The sequence below is a fragment of the Pseudonocardia xishanensis genome (genome assembly GCF_039541715.1).
Taxonomy (GTDB): domain Bacteria; phylum Actinomycetota; class Actinomycetes; order Mycobacteriales; family Pseudonocardiaceae; genus Pseudonocardia; species Pseudonocardia xishanensis.
Genome location: NZ_BAABGT010000094.1, coordinates 114,311 through 136,881, shown reverse-complemented (window position 1 = coordinate 136,881; position 22,571 = coordinate 114,311). Strand labels below are relative to the sequence as shown.

The window sequence follows — 22,571 nt, the reverse complement described above, 5'->3', positions numbered from 1 at the left end:
GGGATGGACGGCGGCGACATGCTGATCGCCGTGCCCGCCGCTGTGCTGGGCGCCGCCGGGTTCGGCCTGGCGACCGCCGCCCAGCAGCGCGCCACCCACGAGGTCGAGACCACCGGCACGCTGGACCCGCGGCTCATCACGAACCTCCTGCGCAGGCCGATGTGGCTGCTCGGGCTGCTGGCCACGATCGTCGCGCTGCTGCTGCAGCTGATCGCGTTGGCCTTCGGCGCGATCGCCGTCGTGCAGCCGCTGCTGGTCACGGGCGTGGTGTTCGCGGCCGCGTTCTCCTCGCTGATGTCCCGGCGACGACCGGACCCGCTGATCCTGCTCGGTGCCCTGCTGTGCGCGGCGGGCATCGCGGCGTTCCTGCTCCTCGCCCGCCCCATCCCGGGGGTGGTCGAGCACATCGACGTGTGGGGCGGGCTGCCGCTGGCGATCGGGCTCGCCGCCACCGTCCTGGGATGTCTGCTGCTCGCCGCGCTGGTCCGCCACCCGGCGCGGGTGCTGGCGCTCGCGCTGGCCACCGGGATCCTCTACGGCGTCACCGCCGGGCTGATGAAGGTGATCACCGGCCAGCTGCGGGACGGGCTGCTCGAGCCCTTCCACCACGCCACCTTCTACGCCGTGTGCGTGATCGGCCCGATCGGCTTCCTGCTGTCGCAGAACACCTTCCAGCAGGGTCGCCTGGTCTCCCCCGCGGTCGCGGTGATCACCAGCGTGGACCCCGTGGTCGCGGTCCTGATCGGCGTCTTCTGGCTCGGCGAGCGGCTGGACAGCTCGCCGGGCCTGCTGGCGGGGCAGTGCGCGGCCGCGCTCGTGGTGATCGCCGGCATCGCGTTCATCACCCTGCGCGGCACGCACCTGCTGCACGAGCTGGACGCGGAACACGCCGCGAGGGGACGGGCCCACCCGGACGTCGCGCCGGGATGAGCACCGGGATGAGGGGGTCGTGGTGAAGGTCGCGGATCGGCTGGCCCTGGTGACGGGCGCGTCGTCGGGCATCGGGCGCGCGGTGGCGCTGCGGCTCGCCGGGGACGGGGCGCGGCTCGTCCTCACCGGACGGGACCCCGACCGGCTGCAGGAGGTCGCGGAACGCACCGGGGGCAAGGCCGTCGTCGCCGACCTCGCCGAGGGCGTCGACGCGCTGCTCGGCTCCCTGCCCGGCACCCCCGCGCTCGTCGTGCACAACGCCGGGGCCGGAGCGGCCGGGCCGCTGGAGGACATGACGTCCGCGCAGGTGGACGCCCTGATCGACCTCAACCTGCGTGCGCCGGTGCAGCTCACCCGGGCCCTGCTGCCGGGGCTGCGCGCCGAGCGCGGGCACCTGGTGTTCGTCGCGTCGATCGCCGCGGTCGGCGTGGCGGGCGAGGCCGTCTACTCGGCCACGAAGGCGGGTCTGCGCGGGTTCGCGGACGCCGTGCGGGTCGAGGCACCGGAGGTCGGCGTCACGACGGTGCTGCCGGGCATCGTCGACACCCCCTTCCACGGCCCCGAGCGCCGCTCCTTCCCGCGCGCGGTGCCGGCGGACAAGGTGGCCGAGGAGATCGTCAAGGGCCTTCGGCGAGACGCCGCCGAGGTGGTCGTCCCGCGCTGGCTCGCGATCGGCGCGAAGCTGCACGGCGCCGCCCCCGCCCTCTTCGCCAAGGCCTCCCGCCGCTGGGGCTGAGGCGTCCCGCACTCCTCAGCGGGTGGCGCGCAGGTGCTCGGCGATGTCCGCGATCCGACCCAGCACGCCGTTGAGGAAGCGCGGGGAGTCGTCCGTGGACAGGGTGCGGGCCAGCTCGACGGCCTCGGTGATCGCGACCGGATCGTCGATCTCGTCCACCCAGAGCAGCTCGAAGACGCCGAGCCGCAGCAGCGTGCGGTCGACCGCGGGCATCCGGGCGACCGTCCAGCCCTCGGCGTGCTCGGCGAGGAGCTGGTCGATCCGTTCCCGGTTCTCGACGACACCCCGCACCAGCAGCGCGGCGTAGTCCGAGACGGGCGGGGCGTCGTCCGTCTCGCGGCGCTGGGTCAGCACCTCGAGCGGGTCGGCCCCGCGGGCCTCGGACTCGAAGAGGATGTCGAGGGCGCGTTTGCGGGCCTTGGTGCGTGCCCGCACGTCAGGAGCTGACGCGGCCGAGGTACCGGCCGTCTCGGGTGTCGACCTTGACCTTGGTCCCGGTCTCCAGGAACAGCGGGACCTGGATCTCGGCGCCGGTCTCCAGCGTGGCGGGCTTGGTGCCGCCGGTGGAGCGGTCGCCCTGCAGGCCCGGGTCGGTGTGGCTGATGACCAGCTCGACCGACGTCGGCAGCTCGATGAACAGCGGCGCGTCCTCGTGGAAGCTGATCTGCGCGACCTGGTTCTCCAGCAGGTAGTTCGCGTTCTCCCCGACGACCTGCTCCGGGATGGGGAGCTGGTCGAAGGTGTCCCCGTCCATGAAGACGAAGTCGGCGCCGTCCCGGTAGAGGAAGGTCATGTCCCGCCGGTCGACGGTCGCGGTCTCGACCTTCGTGCCCGCGTTGAAGGTCTTGTCGACGACCTTGCCGGTCATCACGTTCTTCAGCGTGGTGCGCACGAAGGCACCGCCCTTACCGGGCTTGACGTGCTGGAACGCCTGGACGGTCCACAGCTGGCCCTCCAGGTTGAGCACCAGGCCGTTCTTCAGGTCGTTCGTCGTGGCCACGTGCGGAACTCTCCTCGTACTCGATGCTGGGGCGCGCACACGGGGTCGCCACCAGAACCGGTACGACCGCACGCGGCGGATGCGACCAGCGTACCGCTCACAGTTCGAGGAGCTCCTTCGGGAACCCGGTGAGCGTCTCCCCCTCCACCACGAGGGTGTCCTCGATCCGGACACCCCCGCGGTCGGGCAGGTAGACACCCGGCTCGACGGTCACGACCATGCCCTCCTCCAGCACGTCCCGCGACGCGGCGGACAGCGCGGGCGCCTCGTGGATCACCAGCCCGACCCCGTGCCCGAGGCCGTGCACGAACTCGGGTCCCCGACCGGCGGCGGTGATCACGTCCCGGGAGGCGGCGTCGACGTCCTTGGTGGCCACGCCCGCCCCGACCGCCGCGCAGCCCGCGGCCTGCGCCTCGTGCACCAGCGCGTACAGCTCCCGCTGCCAGTCCGCCGCCCGCCCGACGACGAGGGTGCGGGTCATGTCCGAGTGGTACCCCGCCACCAGCGCCCCGAAGTCCAGTTTCAGCAGGTCGCCCGCGGCGACGGGGGTATCGGTGGGCGCGTGGTGCGGGATCGCGGAGTGCGCGCCCGCGGCGACGATCGAGTCGAAGCTCGGGCCGTCCGCGCCCAGGCCGCGCATCCGGAACTCCAGGTCGAGGGCGATCTCGCGCTCGGTGCGGCCGGGGCGGAGCCCGCCGTCCGCGACGATCGCGTGCAACGCGGCGTCGGCGATCCCACAGGCGCGGCGGAGGTGGGCGATCTCGGTCTCGTCCTTGACCACCCGGAGCTGCGCGACGAGACCGGGGGCGCGGACGAGCTCGATCCCCTGTTCGTCGAGCATCGCGGCGAGGGCGGCGTGGGCCTCGACGGTCACCGCGTCGGACTCGAACCCGAGCCTGCCGACGCCCAGGCCCCGGGCCCGCGAGGCCAGCGCGAACACCGTCGCGCGCTCGATCACCGGCTCGAGGTCCGGGACCTCCACGGCCGCCCGCGCGGTGTAGCGGCCGTCCGTCCCGAACAGGTCCGGGCCGTCCGTGCCGACCAGCACCGCCCCGTTCGAGCCGCTGAACCCCGTCAGGTACCGGACGTTGACCGGGTCGGTGACCAGCAGGCCGTCCAGCCCGGCGGTGCGGAGCAGACCTCGCAGGGCTTCCCGACGGGAGCTGGTCGTCATGGGTCCTAAGGTAGGCCCATGGGTGAGCTGTACTTCCGGCAGCTGCTGTCCGGGCAGGACTTCGCGGTGGGCGACCGGGTCGCCACACAGATGGTCAACTTCGCGTACCTGATCGGGGACACCGAGAGCCGGGAGGCCGTCGTCGTCGACCCCGCGTACGCCCCCGGGGACCTGCTGGACGTCCTCGCCGCGGACGACATGCGGCTCACCGGCGTGCTAGCCACCCACCACCACCCGGACCACGTCGGCGGCCGGATGATGGGCTTCGACCTGGACGGGGTGACCGGCCTGCTGGAACGGGTGCAGGTCCCGGTCCACGTGCAGGCGGCCGAGGCGGACTGGGTCACCAAGGTCACCGGCGTCACCGATCTCGTCCGGCACGCGAACGACGACGTCGTGACCGTCGGCGACATCCCCATCCGGCTGCTGCACACCCCCGGCCACACGCCCGGCAGCCAGTGCTTCCTCGTCGACGGCAGGCTGGTCGCGGGCGACACCCTGTTCCTGCAGGGGTGCGGACGGACCGACTTCCCGGGCGGGGACGTCGAGGCGATGTACGCGAGCCTGCAGCGGCTGGGCTCGCTGGCGGGCAACCCGGTCGTCTACCCCGGACACCGCTACAGCGACGAGCCGCACGCCCCCCTGCTGGACGTCCGCCGGTCCAACGTGGTCTTCCGGCCGCGGTCGGCGGAGGAGTTCGTCATGGCGTTCGGGAACTGACCACACGGTCTGCGCGAGGCCTCGCTAGCGCTGGGCGAGGTACCGCAGCGCGAGGACGTACCCCTGAACACCCAGCCCGACGATCGTGCCCGTCGCCACCGCGCTGACGTAGCTGTGGTGGCGGAACTCCTCGCGGCTGTGCACGTTGCTGATGTGCACCTCGATCAGGCCGCCGGTGAGCATGGCGCAGGCGTCCCGCACGGCGACGCTGGTGTGCGTCCAGGCCGCCGGGTTGAGGACGACGGGGGTGCCGTCGTCCGCCGCCTCGTGCAGCCAGCCGATCAGCTCGCCCTCGGTGTTGGTCTGCCGGACCTCGACCTCCAGGCCCAGCTCGGTGCCGGTCTTCTCGCACAGGCTCACGAGGTCGGCGTACGTGGTGTGCCCGTAGATCCCGGGCTCGCGCAGGCCGAGGCGGTTGAGGTTGGGGCCGTTGAGGACCAGAACCCTGCTCATGCGCTCACCGTCGCATACGCCTGCTCGAGCAGCTCGGGGGCCGGGCCCTCGAGCCGTCCCGGCTTCGCCAGGCCGTCCAGCACCACGAAGCGCAGGGTGCCCGCGCGGGACTTCTTGTCGCCCCTCATCGTCTCGACCAGCTCGGGGAGGACCCCACCGTCGTAGGTGGTCGGCAGGCCCAGGCTGGTGAGGACGGCGCGGTGCCGCTGGACGGTCTGCGCGTCGAGTCGTCCCGCGGCGTGCGCCAGCTCCGCGGCGAACACCAGCCCGACGCTCACCGCCGCCCCGTGCCGCCAGGTGTAGTTCTCCCGGCGCTCGATGGCGTGTCCCAGGGTGTGGCCGTAGTTCAGGATCTCCCGCAGGTGGGACTCGCGCAGGTCCGCGCCGACGACGTCCGCCTTGACCCGGATCGCCCGCACGACCAGCTCCGGCAGCACCTCGCCGGTGGGGTCGAGCGCCCGCGCCGGGTCCTGCTCGACGAGGTCCAGGATCACCGGGTCCGCGATGAACCCGGCCTTCACCACCTCGGCCATGCCCGCGGCGAGCTCGTCCTTCGGCAGGGTCTCCAGGGTGGCGAGGTCGACGAGCACCGCGCTCGGTTCGTAGAAGGCGCCGACCAGGTTCTTCCCCGCGGAGGTGTTGATGCCGGTCTTGCCGCCGACCGCCGCGTCCACCATCGCGAGCAGGGTGGTCGGGACGTGCACGACCTTCACCCCGCGCATCCAGGTCGCGGCGACGAACCCGGCGAGGTCGGTGGTCGCGCCTCCGCCGAACCCGACGACGACGTCCTGCCTGGTCAACCCGATCTGCCCGCAGACCTCCCAGCAGAACCCGGCGACGGCGAGGGTCTTGCCCTCCTCGGCGTCCGGGATCTCGACGCGGTGGGCGTCCAGCCCCGCGGCCTCCAGCTCCTGCCGCGCGGCCTCGGCGGCCTCGGCGAGCGCGGGCTGGTGGACGATCAGGACCTTCGCCGCCCCGAGCCCCTGCAGGGTCCCCGCGAGCCCGGCGCGCACCCCGCGCCCGACCACCACCTCGTAGGGGCTCTCGGCGGCGACGCGGATGCGGTGGGGGGCGGGAGGCGCGGACATGCCGAAACCCTAACCGCCCACCCCTCCCCCCGACCGCACGGCACAACCCACGACCCGCCACACCCCCGCCAGTCCGACACCACCGCCGCACCACCGCCGCACCACGGCACGTCAACGGCACGTCAACGGCACACCACCGCACCCGAGTCCGACGCCACGGCACCCGAGTCCGAGACCTCGGAACGGGTGCGACGTAGACGCGCGGGTCCACAGTCGCGTGCAGGTCCCGCCGGGGTCGGGACCGCACGGGAGAGAGGACGGGGAGGGTCAGCCCGTCGGCCAGCCGAAGACCGGGTCGGGGAGGGCGGCGGCGTCGGTGGGGGTGACCGCGTCGTCCGCGTCGTCCGCGTCCGGCGTTCCGGTGGGCTCGGCGGTGGCGGGCGCCAGGCCGAGCCCGGCCAGGACCGCGGCGGCGACCTGGTTGGCGCTGCGCTTCGCGGTGTCGACCTCGATCGTCGCGACCTCGGCGTAGAGCGGGGCGCGGGCCTCGAGCAGCGTGCGGAACGTGGCCCGCGGGTTCACCCCGGCGAGCAGCGGGCGGGCGGTGGACATCCCGGTCCGGCGGATGCCGTCCGCCAGCGACACCTGCAGCCAGACGACACGGTGCTCGCGCAGCAGCGCGCGGGTCTCCGGGGCCAGGACCGACCCCCCACCGAGCGCCAGCACGCCGCAGTCCGTGGCGAGCAGCTCGGCGACGACCTCACGCTCCACCGCACGGAAGGCGGGCTCGCCCTCGGTGGTGAACATGTCCGCGATCGTGGTGCCCACCCGGGACTCGATCGCGGAGTCGACGTCGGTGAACGCCACGCCGAGCCGCCTGCCGAGGACACGCCCGACCGTGCTCTTGCCCGATCCGGGCGGACCGACCAGCACCACCAGTGGCTTGCGCGCGTCGCTCACGGGCCCGATCGTATCCGCCGGGCCCGACCGGACCGGCCACGCACCGGCCCGAGGCGGTTCAGGCCTCGGACGGGGGGACGGCGTCGTAGGTGAACCGGCGGACGTTCTCGGCGCGGTAGGCCTCGACGTTCCGCCGGGTCTCGGCCAGCGAGTCCCCACCGAACTTCTCGAGGGCGGCCTCGGCGAGCACGAGAGCGACCATGGACTCGGCGACCACACCCGCCCGCGGTACCGCACACGCATCCGACCGCTGGTGGATCGCGGTGGCCTCCTCCCCCGTCGCCGTGTCGATCGTGCGCAGCGCCCGGGGCACCGTGGAGATCGGCTTCATCGCCACGCGCACCCGGACCGGCTCGCCGTTGGTCATCCCGCCCTCGATACCGCCCGCGCGGTTCGACAGCCTCTTGACCGGGTCTCCCGGCAGCATCTCATCGTGCGCCTCGCTGCCGCGGCGGTGCGCGGTGCGGAAACCGTCCCCGATCTCGACGCCCTTCATCGCCTGGATGCCCATGAGCGCTCCGGCGAGCTTCGCGTCCAGCCTGCGGTCCGACTGCACGTACGAGCCGACGCCGACGGGCATGCCGTAGGCGATGACCTCGATGACGCCACCGAGGGTGTCCCCGGCCTCGTGCGCCGCGTCGATCTCGGCCGTCATCCGGGCGGCGGTGTCCTCGCCCAGGGCCCGGACCGGGTTGGCGTCCACCCGGTCGAGGTCGCCGGGGCCGGGGACCGGGTCGCCCTCGGGAGCGTCGACCGCGCCGATGGCCACCACGTGCGAGACGACGTCCACGTCGAACGCCTGCTTGAGGAACGCCTTGGCGACCGTCCCCATGACGACCTTCGCCGCGGTCTCCCGGGCGCTGGCCCGCTCGAGGACCGGGCGGGCCTCGTCGAAGCCGTACTTGGTCATGCCCGCGAGGTCGGCGTGACCGGGGCGCGGTCGGGTCAGCGGCGCGTTGCGGGCGCGGTTCGCGATCAGCTCGGGATCCACCGGGTCGGCCGCCATGACGGTCTCCCACTTGGGCCACTCGGTGTTGCCGATCCGCACCGCCACCGGGCCGCCCTGGGTGATCCCGTGCCGGATCCCGCCGATCACCTCGAGCTCGTCCGCCTCGAAGGCCATCCGGGGGCTCCGGCCGTGGCCGAGCTTGCGGCGGGCCAGCTCGGCCTGCAGCTCCTTCGTGGTGACCTCGACACCGGCCACCATCCCTTCGAGGATGGCGACCAGGGCGGGGCCGTGCGACTCGCCGGCGGTGATCCAACGCAACACCCCGTGATTCTCTCACCCCGCACCCACCACACCGACGGCGCCGCTCAGACCGCCCCCGGCCGCGGCCGCGAAGGTGGTCAGCCACGCCGCCGCGAGCATCGACGGTCCGTGCGGCAGCTCCGCGCGCACCGCGGCTGCTCGATCCTCCCGACGGTGTGAGCGCACGCGTCCGCGCAGCTCCCGCGCTCCGACGACCGCGCCGACCAGACCGCTGAGCAGGGCGGCCAGCGCGCACCCCACTGCCAGCGCCGCCCAGGACCCCGCTGCGAGCACCGCGCCGACCGGGGCCGCGAGCTTGACGTCACCCAGCCCGAGGGCCGTGGGCGACACGGCGTGCACCGCGAGATGGACCGCCGCCAGCAGCGCGGCGCCCGCCGCCGCCCGACCGACGGCACCCCACCCGAGCGGGACCGCCAGCAGCAGGACCGCGGGCAGCGCGGGCAGGGTCAGCGCATCGGGCAGGCGGTGGTGACGCAGGTCGACCACCCCGGCGACGACTCCGAGCCAACCCGCCGCCGCCAACAGCGGCGCCCACGCCACCGAGACGATCCCGGCGGCCACCCCACCCACGACGACGGCCCAGACCGCGCCCACGGCCAGCTCACACCACGGCGGCGGTATCCGCGTCCCCCGCCGCAGCCTGTCCAGCAGCACCCGCCCGAGCACCCCGGCGAGCATGCCCACGCCTGCGCCCAGCACCGCCCACCCGATCCATCCGCTCATCCCGCCCACCTGCGCCGCACCGTCCATGGCGACCATCCTGACGGCGGTGCGCGACGACGACGGCGATCGTCGGCACGCTGTCCACAGGGCCTCGCAACGGTGGATGCCCGGTCCGGGTCGCGGTGGAGACGGCATGTCCTGTCGGGGCGACGTGGTAGTGCGCATCACCCCCGCCGCACCCGTCCGGACGGCGCCTCGGCCCTCGGGCCCGGGCAGGATCTCCCCGTGCCCGACGCCCCCCGACCGACCCCCCGCACCGCCCGCGCGGTGGTGCGAGCCGAGGTCGACCACGGCAGCGCCGAGCTGGTCGGCGACCCGGACCGCCCGCTCGCGTGGACCCTGCTGGTCGACGGCACCGCTCAGTCCCACGTCGACCTCGCCGATCCCGAGCACCTGGAGTTCGAGTACGTCCGGCGGATGGGGCACGTGGTCGATCTGGCCGCGCCGCCGTGGGCCCCGCTGCGGGCGCTGCACCTGGGCGGTGGGGCCTGGACGCTGCCGCGCTACGTCGCCGCGACCCGGCCGGGATCCGAGCAGGTCGTCGTCGAGCTGGACGCCGCGCTGATCGACCTGGTGTCGTCCCGGCTTCCCGTCGCGGACGCCGGGCTCACCGTGCGCAGTGGGGACGCCCGCGCGCTGCTCGCCACGCGGCCGTCGGCGTCGGCCGGTCTCGTCGTGCTGGACGTGTTCGCCGGGGCCCGCACCCCCGCGCACCTGACCACCTGGGAGTTCGTGGCGGACGTCCGGCGGGTGCTGGACGAGGACGGGATCTACATGGCCAACGTCGCCGACGGAGGCACCCTCGACTTCGCCCGCGACCAGATCGCGACGGTCGCCGCGCACTTCCCGCAGACGGCGATCGTCGCGGCGCCGGACCTGCTCTCCGGACGGCGCTTCGGGAACGTCGTGGTCGTCGCGTCGGCCCGGGAGCTGCCGGTGCCCGACCTCGCGCGCCGCACGGCCGCCGACCCCTTCCGCGCCCGAGTGCTCGCCGGCGCGGAGCTGCGGACGCTCGTCCGAGGCGCCCGGGTCCGACGGGACCGGGCCAGCACCCCGTCCCCGATCCCCCCGGCGGGCTTCTTCGGCCAGTAGGCGGACCTGCCGTCCAGCCCCCGCGCCGACGTCCGCCCGGGGGCCGCGCGGTGTCCGGGTCGTGGGCCGTGGTGTCCGACTCGCGAGCCCTGGTGTCCGACTCGTGAGCGGTGGTGTCCTCCTCGCGGGGTCAGAAGGCGCCGTTGGCGATCGCTCGGCCCACGTTCGCCTGGTGTTCGGCGAGGGTCGTGGCGAAGCAGCTCGTGCCGTCCTTCTGGCAGCGGACGAAGAAGGTCCAGGGACCCTGTTCGGGGGCCAGACCGGCTTCGATCGCGTTCTTCCCCGCCGCCGCGATCGGGGTCGGGGGGAGGCCCGTGTTCTGGTAGGTGTTGTAGACCCCCGAGGTGGCCCGCGCTTCCGCCGTGGTGCGCAGGGCCTGCAGGTCCAGGGGGTAGTTGACCGTGGAGTCCATCTCCAGCCGCCGGCCGCTGTCCAGCCGGTTGGTGATCACCCGCGCCACCTTGGGCATGTCCGGGGTGATCGCCTCCTTCTCCACGATGGAGGACAGCACGAGCAGCTGGTAGGCCGACAGCCCGTCGTGGGTGGCGTCCCCGGTCAGGCCCTCGGACTCCAGCTGGGCCACCGAGACCGCGAGCAGCGACTTCCACACCTCCGTCGCGGGGGTGCCGGGCGCGACGTCGTAGAGCCCGGGCGCGACCAGGCCCTCGAAACGGCGGTTCGGCTCGGCCCGCGCGACGTCCTCGACGGCCCACGCGGGCACCCCGAGCGACGCCGGGTCGGCCGTCGCCATGGTCTGGCGGAGGTCGTCCGCGGTGAGGCAGCGGCGGGTGCCGTCGATCTGGGCGCAGGTGGCCGCCGCGATCAGGCTCACCACCCCGGGGGCGACCGTGCCGTCCGGCGAGCGTGTGTCGTCCAGCTGGGTGCCGCCGCGGATCTCCAGCCGCCCCACCCGGGAGGCCGGGTCGACCATCGCCGCGACCGCCGCCTCGCCGGACATCTGCAGCTTGACCTGGTAGTACCCGGGCTGGATGGCCAGCACCCTGGTGTTCTCGGCCGCGGCCTCGGTGAACGCCTCCGGGCTCGCGACGACGCCGCGCCGGGCCAGCATGGTCCCGATCTGCCGGGTGGAGTCCCCGTCCAGGACGCGCACCACGGCGTCCCCCTGACCCGGCCCGTCGAAGTCGTCGGTGAAGAACCGGGACCCCACCAGGTACGCACCTCCCCCGAACACCACCGCGAGCAGCAGCAGCGCGGCGAGCAGCACGACGATGCCGCGCCGACGCCTGCGCCGGGCGTTCTCCCGCAGCTCGGCGCGCCGGGCGGCGAGCTCCTCACGGCGGGTCAGGAAGGGACCGGGCGGATGGCTCACGTGAGCGTGTCCTGGGGGCGGGACGTCCGGTGCACGTCTCGGAGGGTAACGGCCGGGCACGAACGGGCCGAACAGCCCCGTCGGGCCGGTCCGACGGGGCCGTCAGCCGGACCGGGAGTCCAGATACCCCTGGAGGATCGCCACCGCCGCGACCTGGTCGATGACGGCCCGCTGCTTGCGGCCCTTGACCCGTCCGCGCAGCTGCTGTGTGGCGACGACGGTCGTGAGGCGCTCGTCCTGCAACACCACCGGCACGTCGAGGGTCAGCTCGTCCCGGAAGGCGAGCGCCGCCTCCGCCGCCACGCCCTCGCGCCCGGCGAGGGTCCGCGGCAGCCCGAGCACGACCTCCACCACCGAGTGCTCCTCGACCAGCGCGGCGACCCCGGCGGCCGCTCCCTCCCGCGGGAGGGTCTCCAGCGGCGTCGCGATCAGCCCGTCGGGGTCACAGAGCGCGACCCCCACCCGCACCGACCCGACGTCCACCCCGAGCCGACGCCCCCGCGGGGTGATCACGGCGCCACTCGGGCGGCCCGGGTGCCCCTCGGCGACTCTCGGGCCACCCCCGAGTCACAGGACGCAGGAGTGCTCACCCGCGGACGGCCTCGCGGAGCTTCTGGACGGCCGCCGCGACACCGGACGGGTCCGTGCCACCACCCTGCGCGAGGTCCGGCTTGCCACCGCCCCGGCCGCCGACGGCGGGCGCGAACGCGGGGATCAGCTTGCCCGCGGCGAGCCCCTTGTCCCGCGCGGCGGCGGTGGTGGCCACGACGAACGCGACCTTGTCCCCGTCCGACGAGAACAGCGCGACGACACCGGCCGCCGAGCCCAGCCGCCCCCGGACGTCCGAGGCGAGGGTGCGCAGGTCGTTGCCGCCCAGCCCCGCGGGCGCCTCGACGGCGACGACGGACACCCCGCCGACGTCCTCGGCCTGCGCGGCGAGGGTCCCGGCGGAGGCCAGCACGGCCTCGGCACGGTGCTTCTCCAGGTCCCGCTCGGCGTCCCGCAGCCGCTCGACGAGCCCGTTGATCCGCTCCGGCAGGTCCTCCGGCTTGGCCTTGAGCTGCTCGGCCAGCTGGGAGACCAGCAGGTGCTCCTTGGACATGTAGTCGAAGGCGTCCAGTCCGACGAGCGCCTCCACCCGGCGTACGCCGGAGCCGATCGAGCCCTCGGAGAGCACCTTGATCAGCCCGATCTCGCCGGTCCGCGCCACGTGGGTGCCACCGCACAGCTCGCGCGAGTAGTCCCCCATGTCGACCACGCGCACGCGGTCGCCGTACTTCTCGCCGAACAGCATCATGGCGCCGAGGCGGCGGGCCTCGTCCATCGAGGTCTCGTACCACTCGACCTCGCGGTTCTCCTGCAGCACCGCGTTGATCTCGGCCTCGATCTCGGCGAGCTGGGTCGGCGACACCGCGCCCGAGGGCGAGGAGAAGTCGAACCGCAGCCGGCCGGGGGCGTTGAGCGAGCCGGCCTGCGCGGCCGAGGTGCCCAGGGCGCCGCGCACGCCGGCGTGGACCAGGTGCGTGCCGGTGTGGGCGCGCGAGACCGAGGTCCGCCGGGCCACGTCGACCTCGGCGATCACCGTGGAGTCGAGCGTGGCCGTGCCCTCGGTGACGACGCCGCGGTGCACCCGCAGACCCGCGACCGGGGACTGCACGTCGTCCACCCGGACGGTGTAGGAGCCGGACCGCAGCTCCCCCCGGTCCGCCTGCTGGCCACCGGCCTCGGCGTAGAACGGGGTGCGGTCCAGCACGATCTCGACCGACGAGCCCTGCGCGGCCGCGGGCACGGCCCGCCCGTCCACCAGCAGCCCGACGACCGTGGCCTCCGCCGCGAGCTCGGTGTAGCCGAGGAACTCGGTGGTGCCGTGGGTGTCCAGCACCGCGCGGTAGATCGACCCGTCCCCGTGCCCGACCTTGCGGGTCCTCGCGTCCGCCTTCGCGCGGTCCCGCTGCTCCTGCATGAGCGCGGTGAACCGGTCCTGGTCGACCTGCAGCCCCTGCTCGGCGGCCATCTCCAGGGTGAGGTCGATGGGGAAGCCGTAGGTGTCGTGCAGCTGGAAGGCCTTGTCCCCCGGCAGCACCAGCGCGCCCGACCTCCGCGTCTCCGCGGCGGCGTTGTCGAAGATCCGCGACCCGGCGGTGAGGGTGGAGAGGAAGGCCTCCTCCTCCGCCTCGACGACGGCCGAGATCCGCTCGAAGTCGCTGGTCAGCTCCGGGTAGGTCGGGGACATCTCGTCCCGCACGACCTCCGCGAACGCCGTGAGCACCGGCTCGGTGATGCCGAGCAGCCGCGCCGACCGGACGATCCGGCGGAGCAGCCTGCGCAGGACGTACCCGCGCCCCTCGTTCGACGGCGTGACCCCGTCACCGATGATCATGACGCCCGACCGCGCGTGGTCCGCGATGACCCGGAACCGGGTGTCGTCCTCGCCGTTCACGCCGTAGCGGCGCCCGGAGAAGTCCTCCGCGCGGGCGATCACGGGGCGGACCAGGTCCGTCTCGTACACGTTCGCGACGCCCTGCAGCAGGTACGCGACCCGCTCGACGCCCATGCCGGTGTCGATGTTCTTCGACGGCAGGGTGCCGACCGGCGGGTGGCCGAGCTTGGGGCTGAGCTCACCGCGCTCGTCCTGCATGAAGACGAGGTTCCAGATCTCCAGGTACCGGTCCTCGTCGACGACCGGGCCGCCGTCCCTGCCGAACTCGGGCCCGCGGTCGTAGTAGATCTCCGAGCAGGGCCCGCCGGGACCGGGCACGCCCATGTCCCAGTAGTTGTCCTTGCCGTCCCGCCGCTGGATGCGCTCCTCGGGCAGCCCCGCGATCCGCTTCCACAGCGCGATGGCCTCGTCGTCCGTCTCGTAGACGGTGACCCAGATGCGGTCCGGGTCGAACCCGAACCCGCCGGACGCCAGGTCCCCGGTGACCAGGTTCCAGGCGTGCTCGATGGCCCCGGCCTTGAAGTAGTCGCCGAAGCTGAAGTTCCCGGCCATCTGGAAGAAGGTGTTGTGCCGGGTGGTGCGGCCGACCTCGTCGATGTCCCCGGTGCGCACGCACTTCTGGATCGACGTGGCGGTGGCGTACGGCGCGGGGGCCTGGCCGAGGAAGTACGGCTTGAACTGGACCATGCCCGCGTTGACGAACAGCAGGTTGGGGTCGTCCAGGATCAGCGACGCGCTGGCGACGGGCGTGTGTCCGGCCTTGACGAAGTGCTCGGTGAAACGACGGACGATCTCGTGGGTCTGCACGATGTCTCTCTTTGGAGGAAGGAGGGGCGGAGCGGGGACGGGCGGGTCTACCGACCCGCCCCGGGCGCTCGGCCCGAGTCGTCCCGCACGGCCTCGCCGTAGGTCGGCACGTGCCCGCCGGTCCGCTTCTCGACGAGCTCGGTCAGCTCCTGCTCCCGGTCCTGCATACCGGCCCGCACCTCGGCGCCGAACGCGCCGAGCCCGGCCCCGAGCTCGCGCAGCCCGTCCGCCAGGTTGGCGCCCAGCCCCTGCGGGGTGAGCTGCTGTCGCGTCTCGGCGATGCGCCTGCTCACGTAGACGCCCGCGGCCGCGCCGACCCCCACCCAGAACAGGCGCTTCACTTGCGTCGCCCCTTCCGGCCGCGGGAGGTCAGCGCGTGCTGGCCCGCGTCCTTGCCGGCGCGCCGGGCCCTGACGGCCTTGTTCAGGCCGTAGGAGAAGGCGGCGGCGCGCACCAGCGGGCCACCGAGCGTGGCGGTGAACAGCGAGGTGAGCACCGAGACGTTGCTGGTGACCGTCTTGGCGTTCGACGTGATCCCGTCGACGCGCTCGAGCTGGGTGTTCACACTGGTCAGCGTGGTGTGGGCGTCCACGAGGATGGGCGTGGACTGCTCGTGGGCCTTGCGGATCGCGACCGTGGCCTCGTCCAGCGTGCGGCCGAGCTTCAGCAGGGGGATCGCGAGCAGCACGACGAGCACCACGAACGCGATCGCTGCGATCAGTGCAGCGATCTGACCAGCCGACACGGGGCCCTCCAGCGATCCTTCGACGTCGCCCCCACCGGTGTGGAGGTCGGCGGTCAGGCTACCGCCCGGCCACCGACGACCGCCCGCCGGATCAGCGCTGATCCACCGGCTCACCCACCGCCGGTGACGAGCTGGCGCAGCCGGGCCAGCGCGCGGTGCTGGGTGACCCGGACCGCACCCGGGGTGGAGCCCACGGCCTGCGCGGTCTCCTCGGCGCTCAGCCCCACGACCACGCGCAGGACCAGCACCTCGCGCTGCCGCTCGGTCAGCACGGTGAGCAGACCACCCAGACGGGTGGTCAGCTCGGCCATCAGCGCCTGGTGCTCGGGTCCGTCCAGCACGACGCCGGTGTCCGGCACGTCCGCCACGGGCTCGGACTTGTTGCGCCCGATGGCCCGGAACGTGTCGGTGACCTTGTGTGCGGCGATGCCGTAGACGAAGGCGCGGAACGACAGGCCCTTGACGGTGTAGCCGGGCAGGGCGGCCAGCACGGCCACGCACACGTCCTGGGCCACGTCCTCGGCCGAGCCGATCACGCTCTCCTGACGGCCCAGCCGGGCGCGGCAGTAGCGCAGGACGAGCGGGCGGATCTCCTCCAGCAGCCGGTCCCGCGCAGCGGGGTCACCGGCCACCGCGGAGGCGACGTACTGCTCGAGCGGTGCGGGGGCGGGTACGGGCCGGGCGGGCCTGCCGCCCTGGACCACGTCGAGCTGCGGGCGCTCGGGAACGGCCACGAACTCGACGGCGGCCGGATCGGTCGGTTCCAGCGGCTCCGCCGCGGCGACGCTCATCGGGCGGACCGGACGAAACGGACGGTGGTGCCGAACATGGGAATCCCCTCCCCCTGAGCAGCGGGGCCGCCGACGACCCCCACTGCGACTGCGCGGTGTGAAACCCCCGGGCCGATGTGCCCGTCGAACCCGGTGGGTGATCCGCCCGTCGCCGGACGGCCGTGCACCCTCACCCGATCGCCATCCTCAACAGTGACGACGCTCCGCGACGGGTGACGGCGTACCGTTCCTCCGAGCCGCAGTCCCACCCGCCGTGCCCTGCCGGTGGAAAGCCGTTCGGATTTCAAGTACCTCACCATCTTGGGTGAACCCCATGTTGGAGTCAAGCCCAACTCGGCGTCTTTCCGCTACTGTGCGTGGAATGCCCGCCGCCCCAGGGGGCCGTTCGGGTGATGCACGAGCCCGCGCCGCCCAGACGAAACGAGACCGCACCCGCCGAGCACTGCTCGAGGCGGCGGACGCCACCTTCGCCACCCGCGGCTGGGCCCGCACGCGGATGGAGGACATCGCCGCCACCGCGGAGGTCAGCCCGGCGTCGGCGTACAACCACTTCGCCAGCAAGCACGCGCTGATCGGCCACGTCTACAAACCGCAGGTGGACCTGCTCGTGGCCCAGGCCGAGCAGGACCGACGGCGGGGCCGCCCGCTGGTCGACGCGCTGCAGGACCAGGTCAGAGCCCTGACCCGGATGACGTTCCGCAACCGCGGGCTCAGCGCCGCGCTGTGGTACGCGATCAACGACTACGCGGGCGGCAGGGCGGCGGGACCACCGGACCCCGACGACCCCGACGACCCCCGCACCATCGCGCCGCTGCCCGCCACGCTGATGGGCCTGATCGGCGACGGGCAGGCGTCGGGTGAGTTCCGCCCGTACCCCGAGGCGGGGGACGTCGCGGGCACCGTGATCAACATGCTGCTCATCCGGACCGTGAACCGGCCGTTCGAGCCACCGGAGCGCACCGCCGAGCTGTTACTGAGCGTCATGTTCGGGCTACTCAAGCCGGAGCTCCTGGTCGGCGCCGAGCGGCCCTTCTCGCGCGCCCGCTGACGGTCCGGCGCACCGCCCGTCCCGAACGGGTGGCCGCGGGTCGGTGGACGGCCGCGTCGCTTGCCCGGGCCCGATCCCGGCCCGTACTCCTGGCGATCATGCAACGTCGCGCGGTGACCGTCGCCGCCACCCTTCTCCCCCTGGCCCTCCTCACGGCCGTCCTCGCCTCCCCCGCCGCCGCGCAGGAGCCCGTGCCCGCCGATCCGCCGTCCGCCGGGCCGTGGGGCGCGGGCACCGGCCTCCGCCCCGCCGCCGACTCCGAGACCGCGCCGGGCGGGACCCGCATCCTCACGCTCTACTCCGGGACGGTCCGGATGGACCGCGGCGCCGAGTGGCAGGACGTCGACCTGACCCTGCAGGCCGGACCCGACGGCGTCGTGCGGCCGGTGGCGGCGCCGCACGACCTCACCCTCACACCCGCCGGTCCCTCGGTGCGCTACGCCGGTGGCGGGTCCGACTCGCTACCCTGGCCGACCCCGCTGCCCACCCCGGTGCTCGACGGCCCGAGGGCCACCTACCCGCAGGCCGCTCCGGGCTACGACCTCGAGGTCGACGCCACCCGCGCCGGGTTCGTCGCGTCGCTGCGCGAGAACGGCACCCCGACCGCTCCCCCGCCGCCGCTGCGCCTGGCCCGACAGACCGCGCCTGCGACCGAGGCCGCGTCCGCCGTGGACCGCGTCGTCGCGTCGGCCCCGGTGCAGGGCGACGCCCCCGTCCCCTTCGACACCACCACCCAGACGACCGTCCGCAACACCGACGCCTCCGGCGATCCCGACCTGCGCGTCGGCAGCTACGACGGCGTCGAGGCGGCCCGCAGCTACCTCACCTTCGACCTCGCCGAGGCCGCCGGGACGACGGTCGGCAGGGCGACCCTGGACGTCTACCAGACCTGGTCCGCCTCCTGCCGCCCGAGCGCGTGGGAGGTCTGGAGCCTCGGCGCGCCGGTCGGCCCGGCGCTGCGCTGGGCGAACCAGCCCGCCCCGCAGAAGCGGTGGGCGAGCAGCACCGACACCCGCGGCAACGCGGCCGCCTGCGCGGCGGGCTGGTCGACCGTGGACGTGACCGACCTGGTCCGCGGCTGGGTCGCGGCGGGGGCGACGAGCGGGACGGTCGTCCTGAAGGCCGCGGACGAGACGGACCCGCTGTCCTGGAAGCGCTTCGCCTCGGCGGAGACCGCGACGGTGCCGCGCCTGACGGTCACCGCGTCGTGAGGTGAGAGCGCACGTGTCGTGCTCTCCGTGCGGTGCGCGCAGCACTGAGCGCACGGAAACGGCGATCCTGCCGCGCTGAGCGCACGAAACGTGCGCTCAGATGGGTCGGCGGGCCGCGAGGACGCGCTCCAGGGCGTCGAGGGCGAGATGGAGGTCCGACTCGCTGATCACCAGGGGCGGGGCGAGGCGGAGGGTGGGGCCGTGGGTGTCCCTGGTCAGGACGCCGGCGCGGGCGAGCCGTTCGCTCAGCTCCCGGCCCGTCCCGATCGCCGGGTCCACGTCGATCCCCGCCCACAGCCCGCGCCCGCGCACCGCGGTCAGGCCGGGCAGGGTGCGCAGCCGGGCGTGCAGGACCGCGCCGACCTCCCGGGTGTGGGCGAGCACGTCGCCCTCCCCCAGGATCCGCACCACCTCCCGCCCCACCGCGCAGGCCAACGGGTTGCCGCCGAAGGTCGAGCCGTGCTGACCCGGCCGCAGCACCCCGAGGACGTCTCGGTCCGCGACGACCGCGGACACCGGCAGCACCCCGCCGCCGAGGGCCTTGCCGAGCAGGTAGACGTCCGCGTCGACGCCGTCGGCGCGGGTCGCCAGGACCTCGCCGGTGCGGCCGAGCCCGGCCTGCACCTCGTCCGCGACGAACAGCACGTTCGCCTCCGTGCACGCCGCCCGGACCGCGGCCAGGTATCCGGCGGGCGGGACGACCACGCCCGCCTCCCCCTGGATCGGCTCGATCAGCACCGCGACCGTGTCGTCCGTCAGCGCGGCCCGCAGCGCCTCCGCGTCCCCGTAGGGCACCACGTCGAAACCGGGGGTGAAGGGGCCGAAGCCGGCGCGGGCCTCGGGATCGGTGGAGAAGGAGACGACCGAGATCGTCCGGCCGTGGAAGCCCCCGGCCGCCACGACGACCCGTGCCCGCCCCTCGGGCACGCCCTTCACCTCGTACCCCCACTTCCGCACGACCTTCAGCCCCGACTCGACGGCCTCCGCGCCGGTGTTCATCGGCAGCACCATGTCCTTGCCCAGCAGCGCGGCGAGCTCGGCGCAGAAGGGGCCGAGCTGGTCGTTGCCGAAGGCGCGGCTGGTCAGCGTGAGCCGGTCCAGCTGGGCGTGCGCCGCAGCCCGCAGCCGCGGGTTCGAGTGCCCGAAGTTGAGCGCGGAGTACCCGGCGAGCAGGTCCAGGTAGCGGCGCCCCTCGACGTCGGTCACCCAGGCCCCCTCCCCGGTGGCCAGCACCACCGGCAGCGGCGCGTAGTTCTGCGCCGAGTGCTCCATGACCAGGCGCTCGTGGTGGACCGTCGGTGACTCGACCGAGGTCGAGAGGGGGGAGCCGAACAACGGCACAGTGGTCACGTCCGCACCTCCAGCGTGCAGCACTTGGGTCCGCCACCGCCTTTGAGCAGCTCGGACAGGTCGACGCCGATCGGGTCGTAGCCCCGGTCCCGCAGGCTCGCCGCGAGCCCGGTCGCCGCGGCCGGGAGGACGACGTGCCGCCCGTCGGACACGGCGTTGAGGCCCAGGACGGCGGCGTCGACCGGCGAGGCGACCAGCGCGTCCGGGTAGCGGCCCGCGAGGATCCCCCGGGACCGCGCCGAGAAGGCCTCGGGCAGGTAGGCGATCTCGCGGTCCGACAGCACCGCCAACGCGGTGTCCAGGTGGTAGTAGCGGGGATCGACGAGCTCGAGCCCGATCACCGGCCGCCGCAGCACCCGCGCGGCCTCGGCGTGCGCCGCGGGTTCGGTGCGGAACCCCGTCCCGGCGAGGATCACGTCCCCGGCGACGAGCAGGTCCCCCTCGCCCTCGTTGACGAACCGCGGCTCGGTGTACGGCAGGGGGAGCGCCGCGCGGTAGGCCTCCGCTTCGGGGGCGCGCTCGGCGTACCGGAACCGCGCACCGAACACCCGCCCGCCGACGACGGTGGCCCCGTTGGCCGCGAAGACCATGTCCGGCAGCCCGGCGACCGGGTCCACCACGGTCACCTCGTGGCCGAGCGCGAGGTAGGTGCGCCGCAGGGTGTCCCACTGCGCCACGGCGAGGTCGCGGTCGACCGGCGTGCCGGGGTGCATCCACGGGTTGATCGCGTACTCGACGGCGAAGTGGGTGGGCGGGCACATCACGTAGTGCCTGCGGGTGGGCGCACGCTCGGGGATCAGGTCGGGACGGGTCAGAACGCTGGTCACGGAGCCTCCCTCGACGAGCCGAGAGTCGCACCGTCGGGACTCGCTGCAACGGTAAAGAGGAGGCGTCGGCGCTCACAATCGCGGGATGTTGCCCATCCACGCAGGATCGTTGCGTAGATCGGCCTCACAACGAGGTTTCAGTGCGTGGTTCTCCGGCATGGTCCTCAGTGCATGGTCGGCGGCGGCCTGCGGATGAGCGGCGAGAGCACCAGCACGGACTTGGTCCGCTCCACGAACCCCTCGGCCCCGATCTGCTCCAGCACCCGCTCGAAGTGCCGCATGTCGCTCGCGAGGATCCGGACGAGCGCGTCCGCGTCCCCGGACACGGTGGACGCATCGACGACCTCGGCCAGCCCCTCGACCGCGCGCCGGATCGCCGCGGGCGGGGTCGACGGCCTGCAGTACAGCTCGACGTAGCCCTCCACCGTCCAGCCCAGCGCCGCCGGGTCCAGCCGCAGGGTGAACGCCGTGATCACCCCGTCCGCCCGCAGCCGGTCCACCCGGCGCTTGACCGCCGACGCCGACAGGCCCACCTGCGCACCCAGGTCGGCGAAGCTGCGGCGGCTGTCCGCCAGCAGCATCGTCACGAGGCTCTCGTCGAGCGCATCCCACCGCACGGGTTCATCTTGGGTCATCCTGGTCCAGGATGACCTTCATGTACCGGGTGGATTCCGAGGTCGGCACGCTGCGCCAGGTCCTGCTGCACCGACCGGGGCTCGAGCTCAAGCGGCTGACCCCGTCCAACAAGGACCAGCTGCTGTTCGACGACGTGCTCTGGGTCCGCCGCGCCCAGGAGGAGCACGACCGCTTCGCCGAGGTCCTGCGCGAGCGCGGGGTGACCGTGCACCTGTTCGACCGGCTGCTGCGCGAGACCTTCGAGCTGCCCGAGGCCAAGGCCTACGCCCTCGACCGGATCTTCGACGACCGCATCTACGGCCCGCTGGCGGTCGACGCGCTGCGGAACCTGTTCGACGCGATGGACGTCGACACGCTGACCGAACACATGATCGGCGGGATCACCAAGCGCGAGGTGCTGGAGCGGATCCCCGAGCCCCGCTCGGTCGCCTTCCACGTGCTCGGTCCGGACGAGTTCGTCCTCGAGCCGCTGCCCAACCACCTCTACACCCGCGACACCACCGCGTGGATCCACGGCGGGGTCGCGATCAACTCGATGCGCAAGCAGGCCCGGATGCGCGAGACCGTGCACTACGAGGCGGTCTACCGCTGGCACCCGGCCTTCGCCGACTCCCCCTTCGCGATCTGGTCGGCGGGCTCGGTCAACGGGCCCGCCACGGTCGAGGGCGGGGACGTGCTGGTCCTCGGCGGCGGCGCCGTGCTGATCGGGATGAGCGAGCGGACCCGGCCCGCCGGCGTCGAGCGGCTGGCCCGGTCGCTGTTCGCGGGCGGCGAGGTGACCCGGATCGTGGCCCTTCGGATGCCGGAGGGCCGAGCGCTGATGCACCTGGACACCGTGCTGACCATGGTGGACCCGGAGACCTTCGTGAAGTACGCGGGCCTGGGCATGCTGCCCGCCTACACCGTGTTGCCCGGGGACGACCCCGACAAGGAGATGGTCATGACCGACCATCCCGCCGAGGACATGCACACGGCGATCGCGGCCGCGCTGGGGCTGCCGGACATCCGGGTCCTCACCACCGAACAGGACGTGCACGCCGCCGAGCGCGAGCAGTGGGACGACGGCTGCAACCTGCTCGCCGTCTCCCCCGGCGTGGTGGTGACCTACGAACGCAACGTCACCACCAACACGTACCTGCGCAAGCAGGGCTTCGAGGTGCTGGACATCCCCGGTGGGGAGCTCGGTCGAGGCCGCGGCGGGCCCCGGTGCATGAGCTGTCCGGTCCAGCGGGACGGCCTGTGAGACGAATGCACAGCGTGTAACTAGTCCATCCGAGTGACGCACTCTCGGGTGGCGCCC

24 protein-coding genes are annotated in these 22,571 nt (G+C 73.6%); 7 read left to right on the top strand and 17 right to left on the bottom strand.

Annotated elements, in window-relative coordinates; all coding sequences use genetic code 11:
• The first annotated feature begins 3 nt into the window (after nt 1-3).
• The gene (locus ABD993_RS28885; protein WP_345425404.1) at nt 4-930 is read left to right on the top strand and encodes a DMT family transporter; all 927 of its coding nucleotides are present in this window, start codon (nt 4-6) and stop codon (nt 928-930) included.
• 19 nt (nt 931-949) lie between these two features.
• Nucleotides 950-1,666, top strand: coding sequence for an SDR family NAD(P)-dependent oxidoreductase (locus ABD993_RS28880; RefSeq protein WP_345425401.1), 717 nt, complete (start codon nt 950-952; stop codon nt 1,664-1,666).
• 15 nt (nt 1,667-1,681) lie between these two features.
• Here ABD993_RS28880 and nusB read toward each other — a convergent pair whose 3' ends face one another.
• The 3 genes from nusB to ABD993_RS28865 all read right to left on the bottom strand — a co-directional run bounded on the left by nusB (nt 1,682) and on the right by ABD993_RS28865 (nt 3,840).
• Entirely contained in the window at nt 1,682-2,101 is a 420-nt protein-coding gene (gene nusB, locus ABD993_RS28875; protein ID WP_345425398.1) for a transcription antitermination factor NusB, read from the bottom strand.
• A gap of 1 nt (nt 2,102) precedes the next feature.
• A complete protein-coding gene (gene efp, locus ABD993_RS28870) occupies nt 2,103-2,666 on the bottom strand; it encodes an elongation factor P (protein ID WP_345425395.1) in 564 nt (187 codons plus the stop codon).
• A gap of 97 nt (nt 2,667-2,763) precedes the next feature.
• Nucleotides 2,764-3,840 carry a M24 family metallopeptidase gene (locus ABD993_RS28865; protein WP_345425392.1) on the bottom strand — a complete coding sequence of 359 codons (1,077 nt, stop codon included), beginning with the start codon at nt 3,838-3,840 and terminating at the stop codon, nt 2,764-2,766.
• 18 nt (nt 3,841-3,858) lie between these two features.
• Here ABD993_RS28865 and ABD993_RS28860 point away from each other — a divergent pair, with 18 nt between their 5' ends.
• Nucleotides 3,859-4,560 (top strand): MBL fold metallo-hydrolase, encoded by a 702-nt coding sequence (locus tag ABD993_RS28860; RefSeq protein WP_345425390.1) that lies wholly within the window; start codon nt 3,859-3,861, stop codon nt 4,558-4,560.
• Nucleotides 4,561-4,584: 24 nt separating this feature from the next.
• Here the strand turns inward: ABD993_RS28860 and aroQ are convergent, their stop codons facing one another.
• The 5 genes from aroQ to ABD993_RS28835 form a co-directional block, all read right to left on the bottom strand.
• Entirely contained in the window at nt 4,585-5,013 is a 429-nt protein-coding gene (aroQ, locus tag ABD993_RS28855) for a type II 3-dehydroquinate dehydratase (RefSeq protein ID WP_345425387.1), read from the bottom strand.
• Nucleotides 5,010-6,101, bottom strand: a complete 1,092-nt coding sequence (aroB, locus tag ABD993_RS28850) for a 3-dehydroquinate synthase (RefSeq protein ID WP_345425384.1) — start codon at nt 6,099-6,101, stop codon at nt 5,010-5,012. The genes aroQ and aroB overlap by 4 nt, the downstream gene beginning before the upstream one ends.
• Nucleotides 6,102-6,368: 267 nt before the next feature.
• The gene (locus ABD993_RS28845; RefSeq protein WP_345425381.1) at nt 6,369-7,001 is read right to left on the bottom strand and encodes a shikimate kinase; all 633 of its coding nucleotides are present in this window, start codon (nt 6,999-7,001) and stop codon (nt 6,369-6,371) included.
• 58 nt (nt 7,002-7,059) lie between these two features.
• The gene (gene aroC, locus ABD993_RS28840; protein ID WP_345425378.1) at nt 7,060-8,271 is read right to left on the bottom strand and encodes a chorismate synthase; all 1,212 of its coding nucleotides are present in this window, start codon (nt 8,269-8,271) and stop codon (nt 7,060-7,062) included.
• Nucleotides 8,272-8,283: 12 nt separating this feature from the next.
• On the bottom strand, nt 8,284-9,021 hold the full coding sequence (locus ABD993_RS28835; RefSeq protein ID WP_345425375.1) for a prepilin peptidase: 738 nt from the start codon (nt 9,019-9,021) through the stop codon (nt 8,284-8,286).
• A 198-nt stretch (nt 9,022-9,219) separates the two neighbouring features.
• Between ABD993_RS28835 and ABD993_RS28830 the strand changes: the two genes are divergently transcribed.
• Entirely contained in the window at nt 9,220-10,086 is an 867-nt protein-coding gene (locus ABD993_RS28830; RefSeq protein WP_345425372.1) for a spermidine synthase, read from the top strand.
• 130 nt (nt 10,087-10,216) lie between these two features.
• Here ABD993_RS28830 and ABD993_RS28825 read toward each other — a convergent pair whose 3' ends face one another.
• From ABD993_RS28825 to shbA, 6 genes are all read right to left on the bottom strand, one after another.
• Nucleotides 10,217-11,416, bottom strand: a complete 1,200-nt coding sequence (locus ABD993_RS28825) for an endolytic transglycosylase MltG (protein ID WP_345425369.1) — start codon at nt 11,414-11,416, stop codon at nt 10,217-10,219.
• A 102-nt stretch (nt 11,417-11,518) separates the two neighbouring features.
• On the bottom strand, nt 11,519-11,929 hold the full coding sequence (gene ruvX / locus ABD993_RS28820) for a Holliday junction resolvase RuvX (RefSeq protein ID WP_345425366.1): 411 nt from the start codon (nt 11,927-11,929) through the stop codon (nt 11,519-11,521).
• A 73-nt stretch (nt 11,930-12,002) separates the two neighbouring features.
• Complete coding sequence (gene alaS, locus ABD993_RS28815; protein ID WP_345425363.1) at nt 12,003-14,663, bottom strand: alanine--tRNA ligase; 2,661 nt, start codon at nt 14,661-14,663, stop codon at nt 12,003-12,005.
• 47 nt (nt 14,664-14,710) lie between these two features.
• On the bottom strand, nt 14,711-15,004 hold the full coding sequence (locus ABD993_RS28810) for a hypothetical protein (protein WP_345425360.1): 294 nt from the start codon (nt 15,002-15,004) through the stop codon (nt 14,711-14,713).
• On the bottom strand, nt 15,001-15,408 hold the full coding sequence (locus tag ABD993_RS28805) for a DUF948 domain-containing protein (protein WP_345425357.1): 408 nt from the start codon (nt 15,406-15,408) through the stop codon (nt 15,001-15,003). Before ABD993_RS28805 ends, ABD993_RS28810 begins: the two co-directional genes overlap by 4 nt.
• A 110-nt stretch (nt 15,409-15,518) precedes the next feature.
• Nucleotides 15,519-16,199 carry an RNA polymerase sigma factor ShbA gene (shbA, locus tag ABD993_RS28800; RefSeq protein ID WP_345425354.1) on the bottom strand — a complete coding sequence of 227 codons (681 nt, stop codon included), beginning with the start codon at nt 16,197-16,199 and terminating at the stop codon, nt 15,519-15,521.
• Between the two features lie 361 nt (nt 16,200-16,560).
• Here shbA and ABD993_RS28795 point away from each other — a divergent pair, with 361 nt between their 5' ends.
• Both ABD993_RS28795 and ABD993_RS28790 read left to right on the top strand, forming a co-directional pair.
• Nucleotides 16,561-17,247, top strand: a complete 687-nt coding sequence (locus tag ABD993_RS28795) for a TetR/AcrR family transcriptional regulator (RefSeq protein WP_345425351.1) — start codon at nt 16,561-16,563, stop codon at nt 17,245-17,247.
• A 113-nt stretch (nt 17,248-17,360) separates the two neighbouring features.
• Entirely contained in the window at nt 17,361-18,458 is a 1,098-nt protein-coding gene (locus ABD993_RS28790) for a DNRLRE domain-containing protein (protein ID WP_345425348.1), read from the top strand.
• Between the two features lie 96 nt (nt 18,459-18,554).
• On the opposite strand, the gene rocD is transcribed toward ABD993_RS28790, so the two are convergent.
• The 3 genes from rocD to ABD993_RS28775 form a co-directional block, all read right to left on the bottom strand.
• A complete protein-coding gene (gene rocD / locus ABD993_RS28785; RefSeq protein WP_345425451.1) occupies nt 18,555-19,730 on the bottom strand; it encodes an ornithine--oxo-acid transaminase in 1,176 nt (391 codons plus the stop codon).
• Between the two features lie 74 nt (nt 19,731-19,804).
• A complete protein-coding gene (gene ddaH / locus ABD993_RS28780; RefSeq protein ID WP_345425345.1) occupies nt 19,805-20,635 on the bottom strand; it encodes a dimethylargininase in 831 nt (276 codons plus the stop codon).
• 164 nt (nt 20,636-20,799) lie between these two features.
• Nucleotides 20,800-21,270, bottom strand: coding sequence for an Lrp/AsnC family transcriptional regulator (locus ABD993_RS28775; RefSeq protein ID WP_345425342.1), 471 nt, complete (start codon nt 21,268-21,270; stop codon nt 20,800-20,802).
• 11 nt (nt 21,271-21,281) lie between these two features.
• On the opposite strand from ABD993_RS28775, the gene ABD993_RS28770 reads away from it, so the two are divergent.
• Nucleotides 21,282-22,514, top strand: coding sequence for an arginine deiminase (locus ABD993_RS28770; RefSeq protein ID WP_345425339.1), 1,233 nt, complete (start codon nt 21,282-21,284; stop codon nt 22,512-22,514).
• Nucleotides 22,515-22,571: the final 57 nt, after the last annotated feature.